An 18902-nucleotide genomic window follows, 5' to 3' on the forward strand; every position below is an offset into this window, starting at 1 on the left:
TAGCGTTCTTTTCTTTCCTACCTCTATTCATTTTTCGAAGCGGAAATGGATCTAAATGAACAAATCCCGTATGATTTTAAAAAATCATACGGGATTTGCTATGTTGAAAATACTTTTGTCTCAGGCTCAATTAGTCTTTATAAAACACTTTATCAATGTTATGTTTTGCACGTAATGTGTTAATCATATATGTTTCGTAGATTTCACGTTCCATTGGATCTTCTACTACGAATACTTCAATCTTCGCAACTTCTTCACGATGATTTTTTAATGGTGATACTTGGTCTTGGAAATGTTTTTTCAAACGAGGGCGTAATTTACGCGCTTTTCCGACAAATAATAATTCATTATCTTCGTTGAAGAATAGAATTAAGCCGCCTTTATCACGAGGTACTTTATGGAAGTCGATGAAACCATAAATTGATGGAATCGGTACTTCACCATCTTTTAGTTTTTGTTCACGTTGACGAATGACTACGTCTGGTTTTGGCATTTCAATTTTAATCAAAAAAATTCACGTCCTTTATTCATATACACTACAATATACCATACTTTTCAATAATAATCGACCTTTGTTTCTGTTCACAATTGTCACAATTATTTTAGTAGTTTCATGATAGAATTTTGAAAGGATATTTAATCATCGGTATAATGTATATAGGTGTAAAGACAATTCAGATGCAATTCATAAAATTGTCATATGATGATAATTATTTTAATGGAAAAGACCTTTTAACAAAATAGTATGATAAAATATTGAACTTGTAAGAAATAGATTTTATACAATTTAAATACATAGTTTGATTTTTTAGAATTAACTATAAAAAGAACTAAGCAAAAACAAGGAGGGTATTTTGAATGAATCATTGGCCAGAGGGAGTAGCTCGACCTGCGATTCGTGCATTACACACTGCGGAATTGTATACGTTAGAGGACTTGCGTGAGATTGACGTAGAGAGTCTAAAACGTCTACATGGTATTGGCCCAAAAGCTTTCGCTGCTTTATCAAAAGCGATGGAAGAAAAGGGTTATGAATTTAAATCAGTAGAAGCAGAATAAATCATGAAAAAAGCACAGTCGTTTGGGGGACTGTGCTTTTTTATTATTCCTCCTTTGAAGAAGGAATTGCTATCTGTTGGAGTGCCGCAAATAATTTTGTTGTTTGTAAGGAGCGATAGTCGTAGGCAGCATCCTCCTGTTGATTTTTCAGAATATTAACTTCCTCATTTAATTTCTCCATTTTCTTATCGAGAAGGGCGGCTGTATGTGCAGCTTCTACGAGTTGATTAGATAGATAAGCGGGGATGTCTTTATTATATTTATAGTAAATTTTATGTTCTAAACTTGCCCAAAAATCCATCGCAATCGTACGAATTTGCATTTCAACATACACATTCTCCGTACGATCAGACAAAAAGACAGGTACTTGTAAAATCAAATGCAGGCTACGATAACCTGATTCTTTAGGTTGTTGGATATAATCTTTAATTTTAACAACCTTTAAATCTTCTTGTTTACAAATCATCTCTTGTATACGGTAAATATCGGATTCAAAAGAACACGTAATGCGAATACCAGCAATATCTTGAATATTTTCTTTTATAGAAACTAAATCAAGTGGTATTTGTCGTTTTTGAATTTTAGCAATAATACTTTCAGGTGATTTTAAACGTGTGTTAATATGTTCAATTGGATTATACTCGTGAATGAGATGAAATTCTTCTTTTAAAATTTTTACCTTTGTTTCAACTTCGTCTAAAGCAAAACGATAAGCCATCATAAAACGTGTTAATTCAACTTTTAACTGCTTTGCTTGTTGTTCAAATGATTGATCTAACGGCATATGACCACTTCCTTTCGCAGTAAAATGAAGCACCCCTTAAAAGGGATGCTGATTAAACATTAACGTCCGAAATCAAATACAGATGGTTTTGGACCGTAGTGGAAATCTTCATTTAAAGCGTCGATTTTTTTCATATCATCTTCTGAAATCGTAAAGTTGAATAAATCAAAATTCTCTTCAATGCGTTTTGGTGTCATTGATTTAGGAATCGTAACAACATCAGATTGTAAATCCCATCGTAAAATAATTTGTGCAGGTGTACGTTCGTACTTTTCAGCCAATTCGATGATTGTTTCGTTTGTGAGAAGTTCACCATTCATAAGAGGAGACCAAGCTTCTACAACAATATGATGTTCTTTACAGAATGCACGAACCTCTTCTTGTGTTAATTTTGGTGATAATTCAATTTGATTAATGACAGGAACAATATCTGTATGTGCAAGTAAGTGTTTTAAATGAGGCACTTCAAAATTACATACACCGATTGCGCGAACACGCTCTTCTTTATACAACTGTTCAAGTGCCTTCCAAACGGTTACATAGTTTTCATCTAAGCCTGGCCAGTGAATTAAGTATAAATCAATATAATCAAGCCCAAGACGCTTTAAAGAGTCCTCATACGCTTGAATCGTTTCGTCAAATGATAAGCCATCATTCCACACTTTTGTTGTAATAAATAATTCCTCGCGTGTCACAAGACCTTCTTCAATTGCCTCTTTAATGCCTTGACCGACAGATGTTTCATTTTGATAAATAAAAGCTGTATCAATACTACGATAGCCAACTTTGATAGCGTGTTTGACGTTTTTTGCTAAATCGCTACCTTCTTCCGAACGGAATGTACCATAACCAAGACCTGGCATTTTTACGCCGTTATTCAATGTAAAGTGCATCATATAATCTCCTCTTTCTTTCTTAAATTACGGAAAAAAACCGTCAATTTATTATTCAATAGCTTTTTTAAAAAGTACAGTCAAAACTATGTATGTAACCATACCCGTCCAAGACGAAGAAAAACAGATGCCACTACATGACATCTGTTTTTTGTTTAAGCTGTAATATCTTTTTTTGTAAAGACAGAGAAGCTAATCACTAAGAAAATAATCGCATATACAGCCATGACTGATAAGGCAAACCCGATTGTTAAGTCAGGTAGAATCGTGTAGCCTTTTTCGATTCCATTCAAATCTGTTACGCTAAACCAGAAATACTTGATGAACTCGTATTTTTGAAGTAGTGCAACAAGTGTAGCAGAAGTAAATGTAATGAATAGTGTTAGACCAATCGCTAGTGAACTTGAACTGAATAATGTACCAAGCATGAAGGCGAAGAAGATACTCATCGAAATATCACCATAACTTAATAAGTAACTATATAGTGTTTGTCCAATAAGGTTGACTTCTGTTACTTTTCCATCTTGTATTGTAAGTGATGTACCAGCAGAATCAAAGAATACATAGCCTAAAAGAGCACTTAATGCAAATCCAACTGTAGTTAATAAGATTGTAAATAAGAAAGTTGTAATTAGTTTTGATAGAAGAATTTTCCAACGAGCAATCGGACGTGTTAATAACATTTTAATCGTACCTGTGCCGAATTCGAACGATACAATTCCTGCTGCAACGATGACACCGAATAATGAGATAAGAGATAGTGCGTTTACACTACTTTCAAGGAAGCTTGCTGTTGAATCAGAAGCAGGTGGTTCTACATTATTCTTTAAACGATATTCAGCAATCTTTATTTCATTTTCTAGACGTTCTTTTTCTTTTGTTGTTAGATTTTCTTCAGTGAGGAAGGTTTTATTGCCTTCAATTGTCATTTGTTGTTGTTCTTTCCAAGAAGTTGGTTCCTCATCTCCATTCACTAACTTGTCGAATGTTTTTAAACCTACTAGCATTGCAACAATAACTGCTAATGTTAAAATTAACATGACCCATGAAGATTTTTTTGACCATAATTTAACCCATTCATTTTTAATTAGTTTGAGCAATTTGTCCGCCTCCTGTCATTGCTAAGAATTGATCTTCAAGTGATTCGTGGAATGGTGCAACTTGATATACTTGTACATTGGCATCCATTAATTGTTGTAGTAGAGTCGGAACGTTTTGACGATCAATTTCTACTTTGAATAGCTGTTCATTTTGTGTGAATGTATAACCATGTGTTTGCAGACAACCTACTGCGTCACCTTCTAATTCAAGTTGATAGTAAGATGCTTCTGTTTCATTCATTTCACGAATATTTGTTAGTACACCATTTTGAATAATCGCGATTCTATCACACATTAACTCAATTTCAGACAGTAAGTGACTTGATACAATAATTGCCACTTGTTCTTGTTCCGCAATTTTACGTAAATGCTGACGTAAATCACGAATACCAGCTGGATCTAATCCATTCGTTGGCTCATCTAAAATTAAAAACTTAGGACGATGTAGTAATGCCTGTGCTAAGCCAAGGCGTTGACGCATACCAAGTGAATACGTTTTTACCTTTTCATGAATACGTTTTTCAAGTCCTACTTGATGAATCACTTCATTAATACGCTCTTTTGTAATATTTGGATGCATATTCGCGAAGTGTTGTAAGTTTTTATAACCTGACATAAATTTATACATTTCAGGGTTTTCAACAATTACACCAACATTTGAAATCGCTTCTTCAAATTCTTTTGTAATTGATTTCCCTTCAATTAGTACGTCACCAGATGTAGGTTTCATTAACCCTGTCATCATACGAATTGTGGTTGTTTTACCAGCACCATTCGGTCCTAAAAATCCTGTAATCTGTCCAGCGTAAAGAGATAAGTTGACATTTTTAATAATTTCTTTGCCTTTAATCGTTTTCGATAGTTGTTGCAATTCGACAACTGCTTTCAATGTCTTCATTCCTTTCGATATTGTTTTTTCATCCAAGAAACAGCATCTTGCTGCCATTCCTCTCGAATTGTTTCAAGCGAGTGATAGGAGATGACTTCACCATTCTTTAGTAGAAGAAGTGCATCTAAAATCGGTTCAACTTCATATAATTCATGTGTCGATAACACAATCGTTTGTGTTTCAGCATCTGTGAAGCGAATTAATCCTTTAATGAGTGAATCACGTACCATAGGATCTAGCCCAGAGAATGGTTCATCCATAAAATAATACGTGGTTTCACGCCCGAGAGTCGCGGCCATTTTTAAGCGTCCACGCTGTCCTTTTGAAAGTGTTTTAATTTTTTGTTCAATATTAATGTCTAAAAAATCAGCTACTTCGAGTGCTTTTAGGAAATTAAAATCTTCAAATTGCGTTTCATAAAATTGAAATAGTTGCACACCTGTTAAATAACTATAAAAATCATCCGTATCAGGTAAATAGGCGAAGCGACTACATGTTCGATGTGTCAATGGTTGATGATCTAATGTAATCGTGCCGTCATCAGGATTTTTAATACCAGCAAGTAGACGCAGAAGTGTAGATTTACCTGCACCATTTTCTCCAGCAATACCAATAACTTTACCAATCGGAATTTGAAAAGAGACATCGTTTAGAACGGGACGGTTGCGATGTTTATAACACACTTTCTTTACGTTAATCATGTGTATCAGCTCCTAACCGTTTAATTTCTGCCAGTACTTCTTCCTTTGTAAAACCAAATTCGTTCATATTGTGAAAAAATTGCTCGACAATGCGTCTACGTGTTTCTTGTCGAAGTAATTGAATACGTGCTTCATCCGTTGTAATGAATGTACCTTGTCCTCTTTTTGTTTCCGTTAGTCTCATCTGTTCTAACTCCTTATAAACACGCTGAACTGTATTGACATTAACACCCACTTCAAGTGCATATTCACGTACAGACAACATTTTCATACCAGGCGCCAAACGATTTTTAATGATGTCGCTGCAAATTCGTTCGACTAGTTGTGCATAGATGGGTTTTTCACGATTAAAATCATTATTCATCTTTTTAACACCTTCTCTAACGAATATGTACTGATGAATAATAGTAAAACGAATAAAATAATCCCAAAATAAATTTCACGTACATACAAAAATTCATGTATCACATCATATAAACCATCTACGAAATTGCTAGGCATAGGAATCCAAGAAGCAAGGTTGTCACCTGTATACATCAAGTTTTTATACCATGTGAATTCATAAAGCAATACGTTAAATCGCATAAATAAGATGAAGAGAATAATTGTTATAAGGTAACTAAATCGACCAATGTAGCGTTTGAAAAAGAGTAAAATGCCAAGTAATAGCGCAAAAAATGGTAGATTGAAAATAACTGACTCAAACATTTTATAACTTAAAAAGAAAATAATGGGAACAAAGGATGTAAGTGACGTGACATTCAATTGTGCAAGACAGATAAATGTGCTAATGACCATTAGTACAACTTGAACAAGAGTTACAAGTAGATAATAGATAGATTTAACAAAAAGAAGTTGCCAAAATGGTACTTCCGTATGTAGCCATAAATCTAATTGTTGGGTCTCTTTTCGAATGCTATTGGCAAACAGAAAAGGAATGAGAAATACATAAAACATCGCCGTAAAAACGAGCAATACAAGTACGAGTTCATAAAATGAAAAGATAAACACCTTTCGTGTTAAGAGCGGTAAAAACCAAATGATCAATATCGTACTTAATGTTAAAAGGTAAAATTCTTTTGTATCCCGACGCCATTCGCGTTGGAGTAATCCAAAAAAGCGAGCAAACATAAAAGGAAATCACCTCAATTTGTTCTAGTGTACTAGTAACATATTACACTAGAACATTCTATACGACAAGTACTTTTTAGCATATAATGGATAATGGAGGTTGTAATATGAAAAGGTACCATTATTTATTATTTGATTTAGATGACACATTATTTGATTTTCAATTAGCAGAGAAGGTGGCGCTCACACGTATTATGCGTGAATTAGCACCAGAAGATAATCAGCAACAATTGATTCAAACCTATAGAAAAATTAATCAGCGTCTTTGGGCACAATATGAACGCGGTGAAATTTCAAAAAATACAATTATTCATACACGTTTTACCTTAACGTTTAAAGAATTCGGGAAAGAGATTGATGGGGAGAGAGCAGCAAGACACTACCAACAATATTTAGGTGAGGGAACACAGCTACTTGACGGTGCGCTTGAAACGTTGAAGCTTTGCAAATCACTCGGTTATCGAATGTACGCTCTAACAAATGGTTTAGAAAAAACACAAAATAGCCGTTTAGATGGTTCGGGGATTCGCTCGTACTTTGATGCGATTTATATTTCAGAACAAACAGGCTCACAAAAGCCACAAACAGCATTTTTTGATTATGTTTTTGCACATTCGACAGAGATTATACCTACAGAAGCATTGATGATTGGTGATTCTTTATCTTCTGATATTCAAGGTGCGCAAAATATAGGAATTGATAGTTGTTGGTATAATGGTACGAATAAGGAGACAGCTCATCAAGCAACATACGTGGTGCATAATCAAAAAGAATTACACCAGCTACTTGCACAAGTCCCTGTAAAATAATAATGAGGTGATTTTTTAGTGAATATCAAATTAATTGCGATTGATTTAGATGGAACATTACTTGATTCACAACATGCAATTCGTCCACATACGATTTCGGTTTTACAACAAGCTGTAAAAGAGGGGATTCACGTTGTTGTTTGTACAGGGAGAGGCATTTCGCGTATTCGTCCATATGAAGCATTGATGGAATTAAAGCAACCTATTGTAGCGGCGAATGGTGCGGATGTGTATTATGAGGCAGGGCATGTAGGAGAGAAAGCTTATATCGATCTCAAAACAGCACAGCATATTTTTAAAACGATTGAGGACATTGGCATACCTTTTTGGGGTTTTACAGATGCAGGTGAATTTATTGATGGAATACCAAATGAACAAGAGATTGCGCGCTGTTTAAAAATTGGCGTACAATCTGAAGATCCCAAGCAGTTACAAGCTTTTTATGAACAAGTAAAAGGGTGGCAAGATATCGAACTAACAAGTTCTGCTTCAACGAATTATGAAATAAATCAACTAGGTGTTTCAAAAGCATATGGAATTGAAAAATTGTGTCGTCATTTACACATTTCTTTAGATGAAGTGATGTGTCTAGGTGATAGTGCAAATGATTTGGCACTTTTCCAAGTAGCAGGTTTTCCTGTCGCAATGCAAAATGCCATTTCAGATTTAAAAGAAATTGCAAAAGCAATGACCACATCGAATGACGAAGAAGGTGTTGCAAAAGCAGTTGAGTACTATGTGCTAAAAAAATAGAGAATATAACGAATAGGATGTAGTCTTTAACAAGAAGAAGGCTGCATCTTTTTATACGCAAAAATGTATAAAAAAACCGTTAATGTACACATTTATTTGTTTTTTCTAAAAATTTATGAATCGAAGGTTGTATTTATGTTAGAAGTGAAATATTATGTATATAAAAGAAAAAATGATACATATTATACGCAAAATAATACATAGTGTAGAAAAGGTGAAGGGCATGAAAATTGAATTTATCTCCAATGCATTTGAACATTTGAAAACGGCCTATTATGAAGATTTCTTTTTTCAAGATGTAGAGGTAAGGGATTTAGAAAATGATCGAGTATTATTAACTTCTGATTTTCAAGGTAAGTTTCTGCAATTAATTTGGGATGTACTAATTGAGTTTGAATCTCAAAAAACTATAAAAAAAGTAAAACAGTATGGTAAGAAGAACTTCTACTTATTTGAGCGTGTGGATAATCATATTTGTATTGAATTAAATGGTGAACGTTTTGTGGATGAAGATTATGCAATTTTCCATGAAGCATACTATGAAGCAACTAAACATTATTTACAGTTTATACGAAGAGAAAATCCGCGTGTGGCATTACAAGAAAGTTTCCAGCAATTAGCCGCAAGTTGTTCCTATTTTGAACGTCGATTTTAAGTAGTAGCCATTTTTTGAAAAAATAGTTATGATGAGTTGAAAACTATTTTTTTGGAGGCTATACATATGAACTTTATTGAACAAGCAACAACACTTTTAAATGGTGGCCCTACAATCCAACGTCAGTTTTTTTTAGAACCTCAAACTGAACTTTTAAATGACATGATCCAGCATCTAGGTGATGCCGATCCTCAAGTGCGTGATGAATTAAATTATCGTTTATTAATTGATTTAGTACAGTATCATATTTTATCAGATGAGCAAAAACAACAATTGATCGACGAGATTGTATCACAAAATCTACTATTAGGTACAGTAGGAAGTACACATGGAACTACTGTATTTCAGCGTGCGCTTTCAACTGAATGGTTACGCTTACTTCTAACAGAAGATCAAATGAAAAGTGAATTAGGAAAGAAAATTTTAGAAGATGCACTTTTATTAATGGAGCGTGAACGTGACTTGCGTGCATACACAGAAGAGGGTTTTGCTTATTCTGTTGGAAATGCTGCTTTACTCATCTATGTCCTCTTGCAAGAACGTCAGGAATATACAACGTATGCAGCACCTGTATTGATGGCGATTCAATCAAATTTTTGGAAAGAGCATGTTTTTACAGATGATGAAGAAGAACGTTTTTTATCATTAATTGAGCTATTACTAACGAACGGTATAGAAGAAGATTTACTTGTAGAATGGATTGAACAAATCTTTGATCGCTTAGAGATGATTTCTCAATATGAAGGATTTAGCGCACATTTCTTAAAAGGACGTACAGCAGTATTACAATTTATGCGTGCTTTCTATTTCACATTGAAATTCAAAAATAATTACAAAAAATTGCAGTCTACAATTTCGATATTTATTCAAAAATGGTATAAAATTTAGTTAGTTTTGTATGAAAGAGACTAGACATAATAAAATCAATACGTCTCAAATATGAATAATTAAATCAATTGTATGCGTAGAAAAACACTCTGCGGGAATAGTATGAGCTAGAACCCTACATGAACGTAGTGAAGATGCGTTTGAAACCATGCTCATATGCACTTGGTGTAGTGGAGCAAGATTTTTAATCGGATGTTGTGTTATTTTTTGATTACTTCTAGTCGTTTTTCAAAGCAAAAATTGATGTAAAAGAACAATCCCGTATGATTTCAAAAATCATGCGGGATTTTCTCTGTTGAGCACATTTTTTCTGATGCTCTTTATTTTTATTGATTTTCTTTTTAAAATATAATTCGTTTTTACTATGTTTATAGTGAAAAAAGTATTGTTTTAAAAAAGTGTTTATAAAAAAATAAGTCTTTAGAAATTAAATCTAACTATTTTGTGACAAAAAAAGTATTAAATTCCTAAAAATAGATATTAAGGTAATTTTATGATGAAATAGTATGTTTAAAAATAAGAAATAAAGGTTATAATTTGACTAGGTATGTATAATGAACAAAATAAACATTGGAGATATTGTCTTAATTTTAGAATTTATTAACATTATCTTATTGAGGTGAAATTTGTGCAATATACATTAACTAAAGATGCATCGCTGTTTTTCATTGATGACAGTCAAGTACAAGAATTCACAAACTTATTTCATGAGCATTGTCACGACTTAGAATTTGAAAAAGGTTTGCTGAATGAAAAAGACGTCATACATAATTGCCTAAATCTTTGGTTAATGATGCGACATTTATCAAAAGACGTTATGGAATCAATGGAAAAAACAATGTATTATACAGGAGATTTTTTAATTTTTGATGCAATACGAAAAAATAAATTTTTTCAACAAATTAAAAATACTCTTGTAGATGATCAAATTCGCCAATGCCAAGTTGCGAGTTGTTTAGCGAATCAGTTGAATGTCTGGCTCTACGAGAAGGTGGGATCTCTAAAGTCGCTTACATTATTCAATGATCCAAATCAACCGTATTTTTTACTTCATCGAAACGCACATTTATGGGAGAATCGTGATTTTTTAGATGAAGTCGCTATGTATACAAAACGTGTCACAAACGCTTTAGCAGATCGTGAACGATTTGGGCAAATTTTTAAACATGTATTTCAACAACTTGACCAATTTGAAGTGCAAGAAGAGAAAATTTAATCAAATCACGTGCATATAGTGCGAATAATTAAATAGAAAAATTAATCAAAAAATAGGTTCATTTTGGTGAAGGCTTGGGGGAAATCCCTTGCCTTTTTTCTTATGATTTATTATAAAATGTCATAAAAAAAGAGCTTCAGCATACGCTTAGGCTCTCTTTTGTCTTACTTTAAAATATAAATCGGATCGTAGCCATACATACGACACCAACAATGACCGTAATTGATAAACTTTTCGTCCAAATGGCAATGAGTACGGTTGGAATAAAAGCAGCTAGAATTGGCCAATTAAATGTCACGTAAGAGCCACTTGCATCAAAGAGGTTCGTCATAACGAGTGCACTCAAAATACAAACAGGGATATAAGCTAACCATCTTAAAATAATAGGTGGTAATATTACATTTTTAACGAATACAAAAGGTAGTACACGCGGCAACCACGTAACAACCGCACATCCAAGTAATAACCACATCATGGAAGACGTTATCATTTTTTCTCCGTCACCACCCCAATTGTCGCGACAACCACTGTACCGACAAGTACCGCAATATGTGTGGATGTGAAATGTAAAAGGAAATAAATGATTACAGCCATATAGCTAATCAATTGTAAATAATGCATGATTTTTGTATGGTTTGCAGCGGTGATAGATAGTACAAGTAAAGCAACAAACATAGCAGTGAGTGCAAAATCTAAGCCGAGCTTTTCAGGATTCGGAATCCATTTTCCGATTAAGGCACCAACAACGGAAGCTGCAATCCATGCAAGATAGGCCGTTATATTTTGTCCGTCCATCCATCTCGGTCCAAGTGCTCCAGTTTGCGCTCTTTTTGTAACAGCTACTCCAAATGTTTCATCAGTTAAAAGAGAACCAAAGCCTATATTGCGTAGTAGACTTTGGCTCGTAAAGCTAGGAGCAATCGTTAGCGACATTAGTAGATGGCGTAAATTCACAATGAATGTCGTTAAAATAATAATTGAAGCAGGCGTTCCGGCAAGATATAGTCCACAAAAAATAAACTGGGCTGCACCTGCATAAACAAGAATCGACAGTAATGTGATTTCAAGTGTATTTAAATTTGAAGCGATTCCTACAACACCGAATGCAATCCCAATACTTATATAGCCGAATAGAGTAGGAAGACTATCTTTTACGCCTTTTATAAAGTGGTCTTCTTCTTGTTCACCAATCCTATCTGTTTTAAGCATATCCTAACTCCTTTCGCATGAATTATAATAATTCGGCACGCAATTGTTCAGGTGTTTTAGGTGAGATAGCACTGAACGGTACATCAAATACAGAAAGCGCACCGACATGACCTTTTTGAGATAGGCGATATGCTGCACGAGCATATGCAACTAATACGCTTGATGTAAAGTAAGGGTTACTCTCCAACTTAAGTGAAAACTCAAGAATTTGTTTATGACCAGCATCTGATTGACCAGAACGAATGACAAAACCGCCATGTGGCATGCCCGTATGATTCGTATTAAATTCATCTTCTGAGATAATATGAACTGTTGTATCGTAGTCTGCAAAATAGTTTGGCATCGTTACAATTTCTTCAGTAATCTTCGCCGCATCAGCACCTTTTTCTAATACGATATAGCATACACGTGTATGCTTTTCACGTGTTGATAGTGCAGGTGCATCACCGTTACGTACTTTTTCTACTGCTTCTGGAACAGGTAATGTGTATTGAACAGCATTTTTAACACCGATAATACGACGTACCGCATCGGAGTGACCTTGACTTAAGCCATCCCCCCAAAATGTATATGTATCCCCCTTCGGTAAAACAGCTTCTCCGAGTACACGATTTAGCGAGAATAAACCTGGGTCCCAACCTACTGAGATAATAGAAGTCGTATTTGATTTTTGATTTATAGCATCTACTGCTTCAAAGAATTCAGGGATTTTTGCATGTGTGTCAAAACTATCAATCGTATTAAACCACTGCGCAAAGTGAGGAACTTGCTCTGGAAGATCTGTAGCAGAACCGCCACAAATAATCATCGTATCAATTTTGCCGATGAATTTTTCTGCATCATCTACGTGATGAATCGCTGCGTTCGATTGGATTTTTACCGTTGCAGGATCGCGACGTGTGAATACGGCCACTAATTCCATGTCTTCATTTTGTGCAATGGCACCTTCTACACCACGACCTAAATTACCGTATCCAACAATCCCAATTTTAATTGTCATACAAAACAGCTCCTTCTAAAAAATACAGTTTCTATACAGTCTAATCTTAATTTGTAAAATTCACAATATTTTATTTAGAATTATAATTTATTTTTTTCAGAATAATCAAAAGGTAAAATATCAAAAAAATTATAAAAAAGCATATTTTTATTATATAATATTTGTTATAAACAAATGATTAAAGAGGTGTATAAATGAAATTAAATTATCAAAAAATAAGTATTGCGTTCATCGCTTTCTTATTGATAGTTAGCGGAGCCTTAAGTGTGAATAATTATTCAGCACAAGCAGCATAAGGAGACTCTGTTAAACTAGGTACAGTTGTTAAAAGAACGCTAGATGCAGATGGAATGGATTATTTCCAATTCACATCTACAAAAAAGCAAACAATGAAATTGTCTTTTAAAGATGCAGGTAAAAAAGCAATTGGTTTAGCTGTAGTGAAAGGATTAACAGCAAAACAAATTGAACAGTTAGAGCAAGAAACGATGTCAGATGCAGAATTTGAAAAATTATTAGATGAAGTAAAAGTGGTCGCTTTAATTGACAATATGAAGGGCGAAGACTCAATCGGTCAACACACAGCATATGTAGGTTTACAAAAAGGTACATATTTCGTTATGGCAATTGGTGAAGCTGCGGAAGTGAAAAAATATGGTAATGCATATAGCGTATCTTTAGCAAAATCAACAAAAAAATACGTTGAATATGAATCAAATGATACACGTGCAAAAGCAACAGCAATGCAGCGTAGCAAAGTGTACGAAGGGTCACTTGCATTCTTATTTGACGATGTCGATTATTATAAAGTGCAAGTGCCAACAACAGGTAAATTGGTATTGAAAGCATCAACAAAAAAACGTGCAGACTTTTCAATGAATATTTACGATGCGAAGAAAAAGAAATTAAAAAAGACAACAACGAAGTCAGGTAATCATTACGTGACAACAGCATCTGTTAAAAAAGATACGTATTATGTACGTGTTAGCGGAGATGCCTATGATGAATTTTTATTACATTATCAATTAAAAGCATATGTGAAAACAGCAACACCAAAAGCAAGTGTCGTGAATAAAAAGGGTACAAAAAACGACCGCATAAAAGTGACAGGTGTGAAAAAAGGTGATACAGTCATCATTTATGCAGATGCTAAAAAGAAAAAAGTAATCGCGCAGAAGAAAGCAACTTCTTCAACGGTAACTTTTAAAACAACAAAGTTGTCAGATCGCGGTGGTAAAGTATATGTGACAGCTAAGAATAATATACTTTATACAAGTTCGACAAAATCTGTAACATACAAAAAAGTAAAATAATAAACAAAAAGGACTTCAACCGATTTTATGGCTTGAAGTCCTTTTTATATAGGATGACCGAATTATTCTGATTTTTCTTCTTGGAACCAAAGAGCGTCTTGATCATCAATATCACCATTATAATTAATAAATACTTCTTCACCTTGTTTAATATCTTTATAAGCAAAGAAATCGAATGTATGATTATCAAAATTAATTTCGTAGTCTGCATTCGGAGTATAACTATGATTGAATAACATGCCATATCCAAGTAGGATTGCTGAACGTCCAATGCCATATTCGAATGCATAGTCTGCTAACAATGTTTTTTCAATGTGTTCATGTTCTTCATTCGGATAAGCAATTACAGGTGCTTGATGAAAAAGTGTTCCTTTTTTTATATCGACACTTGCGAAAACACCACGGTTAAATTCTCCATCACTGATGGGAGATACTTTTACTTCAATCATTTTTTTCCCCTATTCACGTCAAAATTTTTCTCTTTAACTATAACACTCTTTTAACTCTATGTTAATGGGCAGAATTTACAAACAATTCATATCATCTTAATTGAATGTCATATAAAAGACCTATATAATAGAAGTAAGTAACAAGCACAAGTCTCAGTTATGGACAGAGATTTAGAAGGAGGATACGCGATGATTTTATTTATCATGATATTACTCATCTCTTTAATTACGATGAAATGTATTCGTCTTTATCACGAACATCCTATGACGTATGAACAATTACTGAGAAAAGGACTTGTGATGGAACTACTATTCATGGAGAATCGAGCAGTTGATGTTTATGAGAGGGGATTACGCGAGCTGGATTTAACAGTAGACGAAGAAAATAATGTGCATTATTTAGTTGGCATGATCCAACAAAAATATCATAAGCAGTCAAAGCAAGCTGTAGCGCATTTTGAAGAAGTTTTTAAAAAGGAACCAGAATATTTAGCATACCGCAAAGAATATCAGCATATTTTAGACGCATATGAATCATCTAATCGAGAAGAATTACCGCATATTGCAAAAATGCTCAAAAAACAAAGTCAGCACGATCACCGATTTTTAAAATTAAAATACCCAGAATAGAGGTACAGCCATGTTTGAACAGTCAAACAAATAAGGTAGTGATTTATGCAATCCAAACATAAATCACTACCTTTATTTGTGTTTAACCTAAACGAACAAAACGATACCGATCTTTAATGAAGCGCTTAAAATAAATGCCCAATGACTCTGCATCTAAAAATTCCTTCACAATTCGTTCAGGGACACCATAGTATTCGAAAACACCATCTTTTAAAAACTCAACACGTAAAATCATAGCGCTCGCGTTATAGCCAATCGCCTGAATTTTTGAAGAACGAACTTGTTGCATAATCATGAGTCATCACTCCAATCGTAGTAGGTGAAAACGGTTTCATTTAGTGAATTTAATATACTATTAAACGAAAAGAATGTCAACGAAATGAAGCGAAAAAAAGAAAATACGAGTGAATCAATGCCAATAAATGAATATGTTAATGTAATAAATAAATGTATAAAAAGAGTGCTCTACATGCAACGTAGCAGAACACTCCTTTCTTATAAGTCGCTTATTTTAATACACGATCTCTTGCAATGACCGCTTGTACCGCTTCGTAAATTGTACTAGCGAAATGATTGTTTTGAAGTGATGTCACACCTTGAATCGTTGTACCGCCCGGTGAGCAAACTTGATCGACAAGCGCCCATGGGTGTTCATTCGACTGAAGAACCATTTCAGCACTACCGAGTACAGCACTTGCAGCAATTTGGAGAGCAGTTCCTTTATCCATACCTTCCATCACAGCAGCACGTGCTAATGAATCGATATATAAATACGTGAACGCTGGAGAAGCGCCAGCAATTGCAGAGAACACATCGAACTGTTCTTCTGGAATTTCGATAACAGAGCCAACTGCTTCAAACATCGCTCGAACAGCTTGTTTCATGTCGTTTGTTAATTCGGGTGCACTCGCAAATCCTGTTGTAGAAGCGCCGACAATCGCATTAATGTTCGGCATGATACGACAGACAAGTTGGTGATTTAATCCTTGTTGTAATTGTGCGATGGTTTTACCAGCAGCCATCGATACAACAACTTGATGTGGCTTTAATTGTCCCACAAGCTGTGCATAAACAACATCTAACTGCTGTGGTTGTACACCTAAAACAATCACATCTGCATCAAGTAATTCTTCTACAGAATGACATCCTACAATGCCATACTCTTTTTCAAAACGTGTTACTTTTTCCTGTGAGCGATTATATGCTAAAATTGTTTTTGCATCATAATTTTCAGCGGCAAGCATCCCTTTAATAATCGCTTGCGCCATATTTCCTAATCCAATCCATCCATACATCATGTATAAAACTCCTTTCAAACTAGAAGTTAATTATAGGGTGTATCGTACGGAAAGAAAAGGATTGTGCTACATAAATATGAATGTTGTATATTATGTGAATTTCAATAGAAATGGTATGTAAATAGTTAGAAGTTTGGTATGATAGAATTATTGCAATTTGTATAACATTATACGATTCGTACTTATTTTCTAGCTTATTGCTATGTAAAGGAATGAAAAATCAACCAATGCAAAGTGAAAAAAATCTAGAGCAAGAAACAACTGTCGAAATCTTTCAGGGAAGCAAGTCACAGTTATTAGCTCAAACCGTTAAAACAGGTATTATTAAGTCGAACTTAATTCCGATGTTCGCTGGTTTGACATTAGCGCTATACAAGTATGAATTAAATCCAGTTGATTTAATTATGAATATTGTTGCGGCAACAGTTGGTTCAGCAGCTGTTATCGCGTCAGCAGGTGCATTTAACAATGCATATGATCGTGATATTGACCGCTTAATGGAACGGACGAAGAAGCGTCCAACTGTTACAGGTGAAATTTCTGTGAAAACGACGCTTATTTTAGCAACTGTATTAGCTATTTTTGGTGTAGGTGTGTTGTATGTTGCTACGCCAATGGCAGCATTACTTGGATTCACAGGTCTATTCCTATACACAGTTCCTTACACAATGTGGACGAAGCGCCATACAGTTTATAATACGGAAGTTGGAAGTTTATCAGGTGCGATGCCACCGTTGATTGGATGGGCAGCCATCAATCCAAATATTTTAAACCCAGCTATTTTAAGTTTATTTGTCATTACACTGATTTGGCAGATGCCACACTTCTATGCAATCGCAATTCGTAAAATGGACGACTACAAGGCAGCGAGTGTTCCGATGTTACCAGCAGCGAAAGGTATGCGTCGTACATACATTACAACAAATGTTTACCTCGTTCTACTCATCATTAGCTGTATTCCACTTGGTACATTGAGCTATGGATTAATGTCAGTTGCCATTTTACTAAGTATTGCTTGGCTCATTATGAATGTTTATGGCTACCACAAAAAAGATCCAAAGAAATGGGCGACATTATTATTTGTCTACTCATTAATCCATATGACTGTATTATTCTCGACAGTTATTATTTATTCGTTAGTCGGTTTATACTTCAATTTACATTAAAATTTTTAAACACAATCAAAAAGACTTTGGAAAGTTTAGGCTTTCTAAAGTCTTTTTATATGATTTTAAATTTATGAGAGATCGGGTCGACTAATAAAGATTGGAATAATATCAAAATGAATATGCTCAATTTGATAATGATTTAAGACGAAATTCGTAATGTCATCAATAATTTGATTCAGATGATGTTCATTCCCTTGAATTACTAATTCGCATTTTACACCGAAAAGTTGTGGTGTAATTGCCCAAGCTTGTAACTTTTCCACCTGTTTGACAGATTCAAAAGAGTGTAAATCTTGACTTAACTGAACGAGGTCTAGACTGTTTGACGCACCATAAGAGAGATAGATGCTGCCTGTTTTAATTAATGACCAGCCATTTTTGAAAAGGTAAATAGCGATGATACAAGTAGCTAACTGGTCAATTAATAAAGTAGTGGTCACATCATAGGCGATATTGGCTGTAAATACAGCTAGAATTGGTAAAAAGAATAGTAACGCGCGTTTGATGAATTGTTTTCTCGTTTGTATGTGCGTTGCACGCTTATGCAGTTGAATAAAAGCATATAAAACAAAGAGAGCGCTCATAGTAGTTAATGTATATACTGCATTAGGATCAAGTGGTAATGTAGGTTCTTGTAGCATGAACCACAGCATGTAGACGCCACCAATCAGCCATAAAAAACCAGTGAATAGAGGGAATAGAATGTGTAAATTGGGTGATGTTTGTTGTTGTTTTTTACTATGCTGTCGTTTTATAGGGCGTTGAGCTGAACGCTCTAAGTAGCATATACAAGCACATGAGGCAAAGAGAAGGGATAGTGCTAATTGTGATGAACTATGCGAACGACTAAAACTAAAAAGTTCGATAAAAGCAGCTGTCATAAAAATAAGCATAGCCGTCTTGAGATAGGGATTCATACGTGGGTTTTTCGTTTGAATAATTGAGCCGAGCATATC

General features: G+C 34.4%; 24 protein-coding genes. 9 read left to right on the plus strand and 15 right to left on the minus strand.

The features are described 5' to 3' along the window. Nucleotides 1-130: 130 nt before the first annotated feature. On the minus strand, nt 131-508 hold the full coding sequence (locus KGI01_RS08320; protein ID WP_068453134.1) for a nucleotide excision repair endonuclease: 378 nt from the start codon (nt 506-508) through the stop codon (nt 131-133). Nucleotides 509-858: 350 nt separating this feature from the next. On the opposite strand from KGI01_RS08320, the gene KGI01_RS08325 reads away from it, so the two are divergent. Further along, on the plus strand, nt 859-1059 hold the full coding sequence (locus KGI01_RS08325) for a helix-hairpin-helix domain-containing protein (RefSeq protein WP_068453137.1): 201 nt from the start codon (nt 859-861) through the stop codon (nt 1057-1059). A 43-nt stretch (nt 1060-1102) separates the two neighbouring features. Here KGI01_RS08325 and KGI01_RS08330 read toward each other — a convergent pair whose 3' ends face one another. The 7 genes from KGI01_RS08330 to KGI01_RS08360 form a co-directional block, all read right to left on the minus strand. Further along, on the minus strand, nt 1103-1843 hold the full coding sequence (locus tag KGI01_RS08330; protein WP_141274311.1) for a GTP pyrophosphokinase: 741 nt from the start codon (nt 1841-1843) through the stop codon (nt 1103-1105). Nucleotides 1844-1902: 59 nt separating this feature from the next. Then, nucleotides 1903-2739, minus strand: a complete 837-nt coding sequence (locus tag KGI01_RS08335) for an aldo/keto reductase (RefSeq protein WP_141274312.1) — start codon at nt 2737-2739, stop codon at nt 1903-1905. 152 nt (nt 2740-2891) lie between these two features. Next, complete coding sequence (locus KGI01_RS08340; RefSeq protein ID WP_141274313.1) at nt 2892-3836, minus strand: ABC transporter permease; 945 nt, start codon at nt 3834-3836, stop codon at nt 2892-2894. Beyond that, nucleotides 3820-4734 carry an ABC transporter ATP-binding protein gene (locus KGI01_RS08345; protein WP_141274343.1) on the minus strand — a complete coding sequence of 305 codons (915 nt, stop codon included), beginning with the start codon at nt 4732-4734 and terminating at the stop codon, nt 3820-3822. The genes KGI01_RS08340 and KGI01_RS08345 overlap by 17 nt, the downstream gene beginning before the upstream one ends. Next, on the minus strand, nt 4731-5426 hold the full coding sequence (locus KGI01_RS08350) for an ATP-binding cassette domain-containing protein (RefSeq protein ID WP_068453146.1): 696 nt from the start codon (nt 5424-5426) through the stop codon (nt 4731-4733). Before KGI01_RS08350 ends, KGI01_RS08345 begins: the two co-directional genes overlap by 4 nt. Continuing rightward, nucleotides 5419-5790: a GntR family transcriptional regulator gene (locus KGI01_RS08355; RefSeq protein WP_068453147.1), complete on the minus strand. Its 372-nt coding sequence runs from the start codon at nt 5788-5790 to the stop codon at nt 5419-5421. The genes KGI01_RS08350 and KGI01_RS08355 overlap by 8 nt, the downstream gene beginning before the upstream one ends. Beyond that, nucleotides 5787-6557 carry a hypothetical protein gene (locus tag KGI01_RS08360; protein WP_141274314.1) on the minus strand — a complete coding sequence of 257 codons (771 nt, stop codon included), beginning with the start codon at nt 6555-6557 and terminating at the stop codon, nt 5787-5789. Before KGI01_RS08360 ends, KGI01_RS08355 begins: the two co-directional genes overlap by 4 nt. A 107-nt stretch (nt 6558-6664) precedes the next feature. Here KGI01_RS08360 and KGI01_RS08365 point away from each other — a divergent pair, with 107 nt between their 5' ends. The 5 genes from KGI01_RS08365 to KGI01_RS08385 all read left to right on the plus strand — a co-directional run bounded on the left by KGI01_RS08365 (nt 6665) and on the right by KGI01_RS08385 (nt 10878). Further along, the gene (locus tag KGI01_RS08365) at nt 6665-7366 is read left to right on the plus strand and encodes a YjjG family noncanonical pyrimidine nucleotidase (protein ID WP_170214760.1); all 702 of its coding nucleotides are present in this window, start codon (nt 6665-6667) and stop codon (nt 7364-7366) included. Nucleotides 7367-7384: 18 nt separating this feature from the next. After that, nucleotides 7385-8119 (plus strand): Cof-type HAD-IIB family hydrolase, encoded by a 735-nt coding sequence (locus tag KGI01_RS08370; protein ID WP_141274316.1) that lies wholly within the window; start codon nt 7385-7387, stop codon nt 8117-8119. Nucleotides 8120-8342: 223 nt separating this feature from the next. After that, nucleotides 8343-8774: a hypothetical protein gene (locus KGI01_RS08375; protein ID WP_141274317.1), complete on the plus strand. Its 432-nt coding sequence runs from the start codon at nt 8343-8345 to the stop codon at nt 8772-8774. 66 nt (nt 8775-8840) lie between these two features. After that, on the plus strand, nt 8841-9662 hold the full coding sequence (locus tag KGI01_RS08380; RefSeq protein ID WP_141274318.1) for a DUF2785 domain-containing protein: 822 nt from the start codon (nt 8841-8843) through the stop codon (nt 9660-9662). Between the two features lie 628 nt (nt 9663-10290). Continuing rightward, a complete protein-coding gene (locus tag KGI01_RS08385) occupies nt 10291-10878 on the plus strand; it encodes a hypothetical protein (RefSeq protein ID WP_141274319.1) in 588 nt (195 codons plus the stop codon). A 169-nt stretch (nt 10879-11047) separates the two neighbouring features. Here KGI01_RS08385 and KGI01_RS08390 read toward each other — a convergent pair whose 3' ends face one another. The 3 genes from KGI01_RS08390 to KGI01_RS08400 are packed head-to-tail and all read right to left on the minus strand — an operon-like array spanning nt 11048 to nt 13087. After that, nucleotides 11048-11368, minus strand: a complete 321-nt coding sequence (locus tag KGI01_RS08390; RefSeq protein ID WP_141274320.1) for an AzlD domain-containing protein — start codon at nt 11366-11368, stop codon at nt 11048-11050. Further along, nucleotides 11365-12087: an AzlC family ABC transporter permease gene (locus KGI01_RS08395; RefSeq protein ID WP_141274321.1), complete on the minus strand. Its 723-nt coding sequence runs from the start codon at nt 12085-12087 to the stop codon at nt 11365-11367. Before KGI01_RS08395 ends, KGI01_RS08390 begins: the two co-directional genes overlap by 4 nt. Before the next feature lie 22 nt (nt 12088-12109). Continuing rightward, complete coding sequence (locus tag KGI01_RS08400; protein ID WP_141274322.1) at nt 12110-13087, minus strand: diaminopimelate dehydrogenase; 978 nt, start codon at nt 13085-13087, stop codon at nt 12110-12112. Nucleotides 13088-13437: 350 nt separating this feature from the next. On the opposite strand from KGI01_RS08400, the gene KGI01_RS08405 reads away from it, so the two are divergent. After that, nucleotides 13438-14400: a pre-peptidase C-terminal domain-containing protein gene (locus KGI01_RS08405; RefSeq protein ID WP_141274323.1), complete on the plus strand. Its 963-nt coding sequence runs from the start codon at nt 13438-13440 to the stop codon at nt 14398-14400. Nucleotides 14401-14462: 62 nt separating this feature from the next. Here the strand turns inward: KGI01_RS08405 and KGI01_RS08410 are convergent, their stop codons facing one another. Beyond that, complete coding sequence (locus tag KGI01_RS08410) at nt 14463-14849, minus strand: SET domain-containing protein (RefSeq protein ID WP_068453169.1); 387 nt, start codon at nt 14847-14849, stop codon at nt 14463-14465. 189 nt (nt 14850-15038) lie between these two features. On the opposite strand from KGI01_RS08410, the gene KGI01_RS08415 reads away from it, so the two are divergent. Further along, nucleotides 15039-15479 carry a hypothetical protein gene (locus tag KGI01_RS08415; RefSeq protein ID WP_068453171.1) on the plus strand — a complete coding sequence of 147 codons (441 nt, stop codon included), beginning with the start codon at nt 15039-15041 and terminating at the stop codon, nt 15477-15479. An 82-nt stretch (nt 15480-15561) separates the two neighbouring features. Here KGI01_RS08415 and KGI01_RS08420 read toward each other — a convergent pair whose 3' ends face one another. Next, nucleotides 15562-15774, minus strand: a complete 213-nt coding sequence (locus tag KGI01_RS08420; protein WP_087680204.1) for a KTSC domain-containing protein — start codon at nt 15772-15774, stop codon at nt 15562-15564. Nucleotides 15775-15985: 211 nt separating this feature from the next. Then, nucleotides 15986-16777, minus strand: coding sequence for a pyrroline-5-carboxylate reductase (gene proC / locus KGI01_RS08425; RefSeq protein ID WP_141274324.1), 792 nt, complete (start codon nt 16775-16777; stop codon nt 15986-15988). Between the two features lie 227 nt (nt 16778-17004). On the opposite strand from proC, the gene cyoE reads away from it, so the two are divergent. Next, nucleotides 17005-17943, plus strand: coding sequence for a heme o synthase (gene cyoE, locus KGI01_RS08430; protein ID WP_141274325.1), 939 nt, complete (start codon nt 17005-17007; stop codon nt 17941-17943). A gap of 71 nt (nt 17944-18014) precedes the next feature. Here cyoE and KGI01_RS08435 read toward each other — a convergent pair whose 3' ends face one another. After that, nucleotides 18015-18899 (minus strand): cation diffusion facilitator family transporter, encoded by an 885-nt coding sequence (locus KGI01_RS08435; protein WP_141274326.1) that lies wholly within the window; start codon nt 18897-18899, stop codon nt 18015-18017. Between the last annotated feature and the right edge of the window lie 3 nt (nt 18900-18902).

It is taken from the genome of Kurthia gibsonii (assembly GCF_006539985.1).
GTDB classification, from domain to species: domain Bacteria; phylum Bacillota; class Bacilli; order Bacillales_A; family Planococcaceae; genus Kurthia; species Kurthia gibsonii.

Bases quoted from the DNA above. Each gene is read 5' to 3' on its own strand.
- KGI01_RS08325 (WP_068453137.1), top strand. From the start codon at position 859: ATGAATCATTGGCCAGAGGGAGTAGCTCGACCTGCGATTCGTGCATTA.
- KGI01_RS08330 (WP_141274311.1), bottom strand. From the start codon at position 1,843: ATGCCGTTAGATCAATCATTTGAACAACAAGCAAAGCAGTTAAAAGTT.
- KGI01_RS08335 (WP_141274312.1), bottom strand. From the start codon at position 2,739: ATGATGCACTTTACATTGAATAACGGCGTAAAAATGCCAGGTCTTGGT.
- KGI01_RS08345 (WP_141274343.1), bottom strand. From the start codon at position 4,734: ATGAAGACATTGAAAGCAGTTGTCGAATTGCAACAACTATCGAAAACG.
- KGI01_RS08350 (WP_068453146.1), bottom strand. From the start codon at position 5,426: ATGATTAACGTAAAGAAAGTGTGTTATAAACATCGCAACCGTCCCGTT.
- KGI01_RS08355 (WP_068453147.1), bottom strand. From the start codon at position 5,790: ATGAATAATGATTTTAATCGTGAAAAACCCATCTATGCACAACTAGTC.
- KGI01_RS08360 (WP_141274314.1), bottom strand. From the start codon at position 6,557: ATGTTTGCTCGCTTTTTTGGATTACTCCAACGCGAATGGCGTCGGGAT.
- KGI01_RS08365 (WP_170214760.1), top strand. From the start codon at position 6,665: ATGAAAAGGTACCATTATTTATTATTTGATTTAGATGACACATTATTT.
- KGI01_RS08375 (WP_141274317.1), top strand. From the start codon at position 8,343: ATGAAAATTGAATTTATCTCCAATGCATTTGAACATTTGAAAACGGCC.
- KGI01_RS08380 (WP_141274318.1), top strand. From the start codon at position 8,841: ATGAACTTTATTGAACAAGCAACAACACTTTTAAATGGTGGCCCTACA.
- KGI01_RS08390 (WP_141274320.1), bottom strand. From the start codon at position 11,368: ATGATAACGTCTTCCATGATGTGGTTATTACTTGGATGTGCGGTTGTT.
- KGI01_RS08395 (WP_141274321.1), bottom strand. From the start codon at position 12,087: ATGCTTAAAACAGATAGGATTGGTGAACAAGAAGAAGACCACTTTATA.
- KGI01_RS08400 (WP_141274322.1), bottom strand. From the start codon at position 13,087: ATGACAATTAAAATTGGGATTGTTGGATACGGTAATTTAGGTCGTGGT.
- KGI01_RS08405 (WP_141274323.1), top strand. From the start codon at position 13,438: ATGGATTATTTCCAATTCACATCTACAAAAAAGCAAACAATGAAATTG.
- KGI01_RS08410 (WP_068453169.1), bottom strand. From the start codon at position 14,849: ATGATTGAAGTAAAAGTATCTCCCATCAGTGATGGAGAATTTAACCGT.
- KGI01_RS08415 (WP_068453171.1), top strand. From the start codon at position 15,039: ATGATTTTATTTATCATGATATTACTCATCTCTTTAATTACGATGAAA.
- KGI01_RS08420 (WP_087680204.1), bottom strand. From the start codon at position 15,774: ATGATTATGCAACAAGTTCGTTCTTCAAAAATTCAGGCGATTGGCTAT.
- proC (WP_141274324.1), bottom strand. From the start codon at position 16,777: ATGATGTATGGATGGATTGGATTAGGAAATATGGCGCAAGCGATTATT.
- cyoE (WP_141274325.1), top strand. From the start codon at position 17,005: ATGCAAAGTGAAAAAAATCTAGAGCAAGAAACAACTGTCGAAATCTTT.
- KGI01_RS08435 (WP_141274326.1), bottom strand. From the start codon at position 18,899: ATGCTCGGCTCAATTATTCAAACGAAAAACCCACGTATGAATCCCTAT.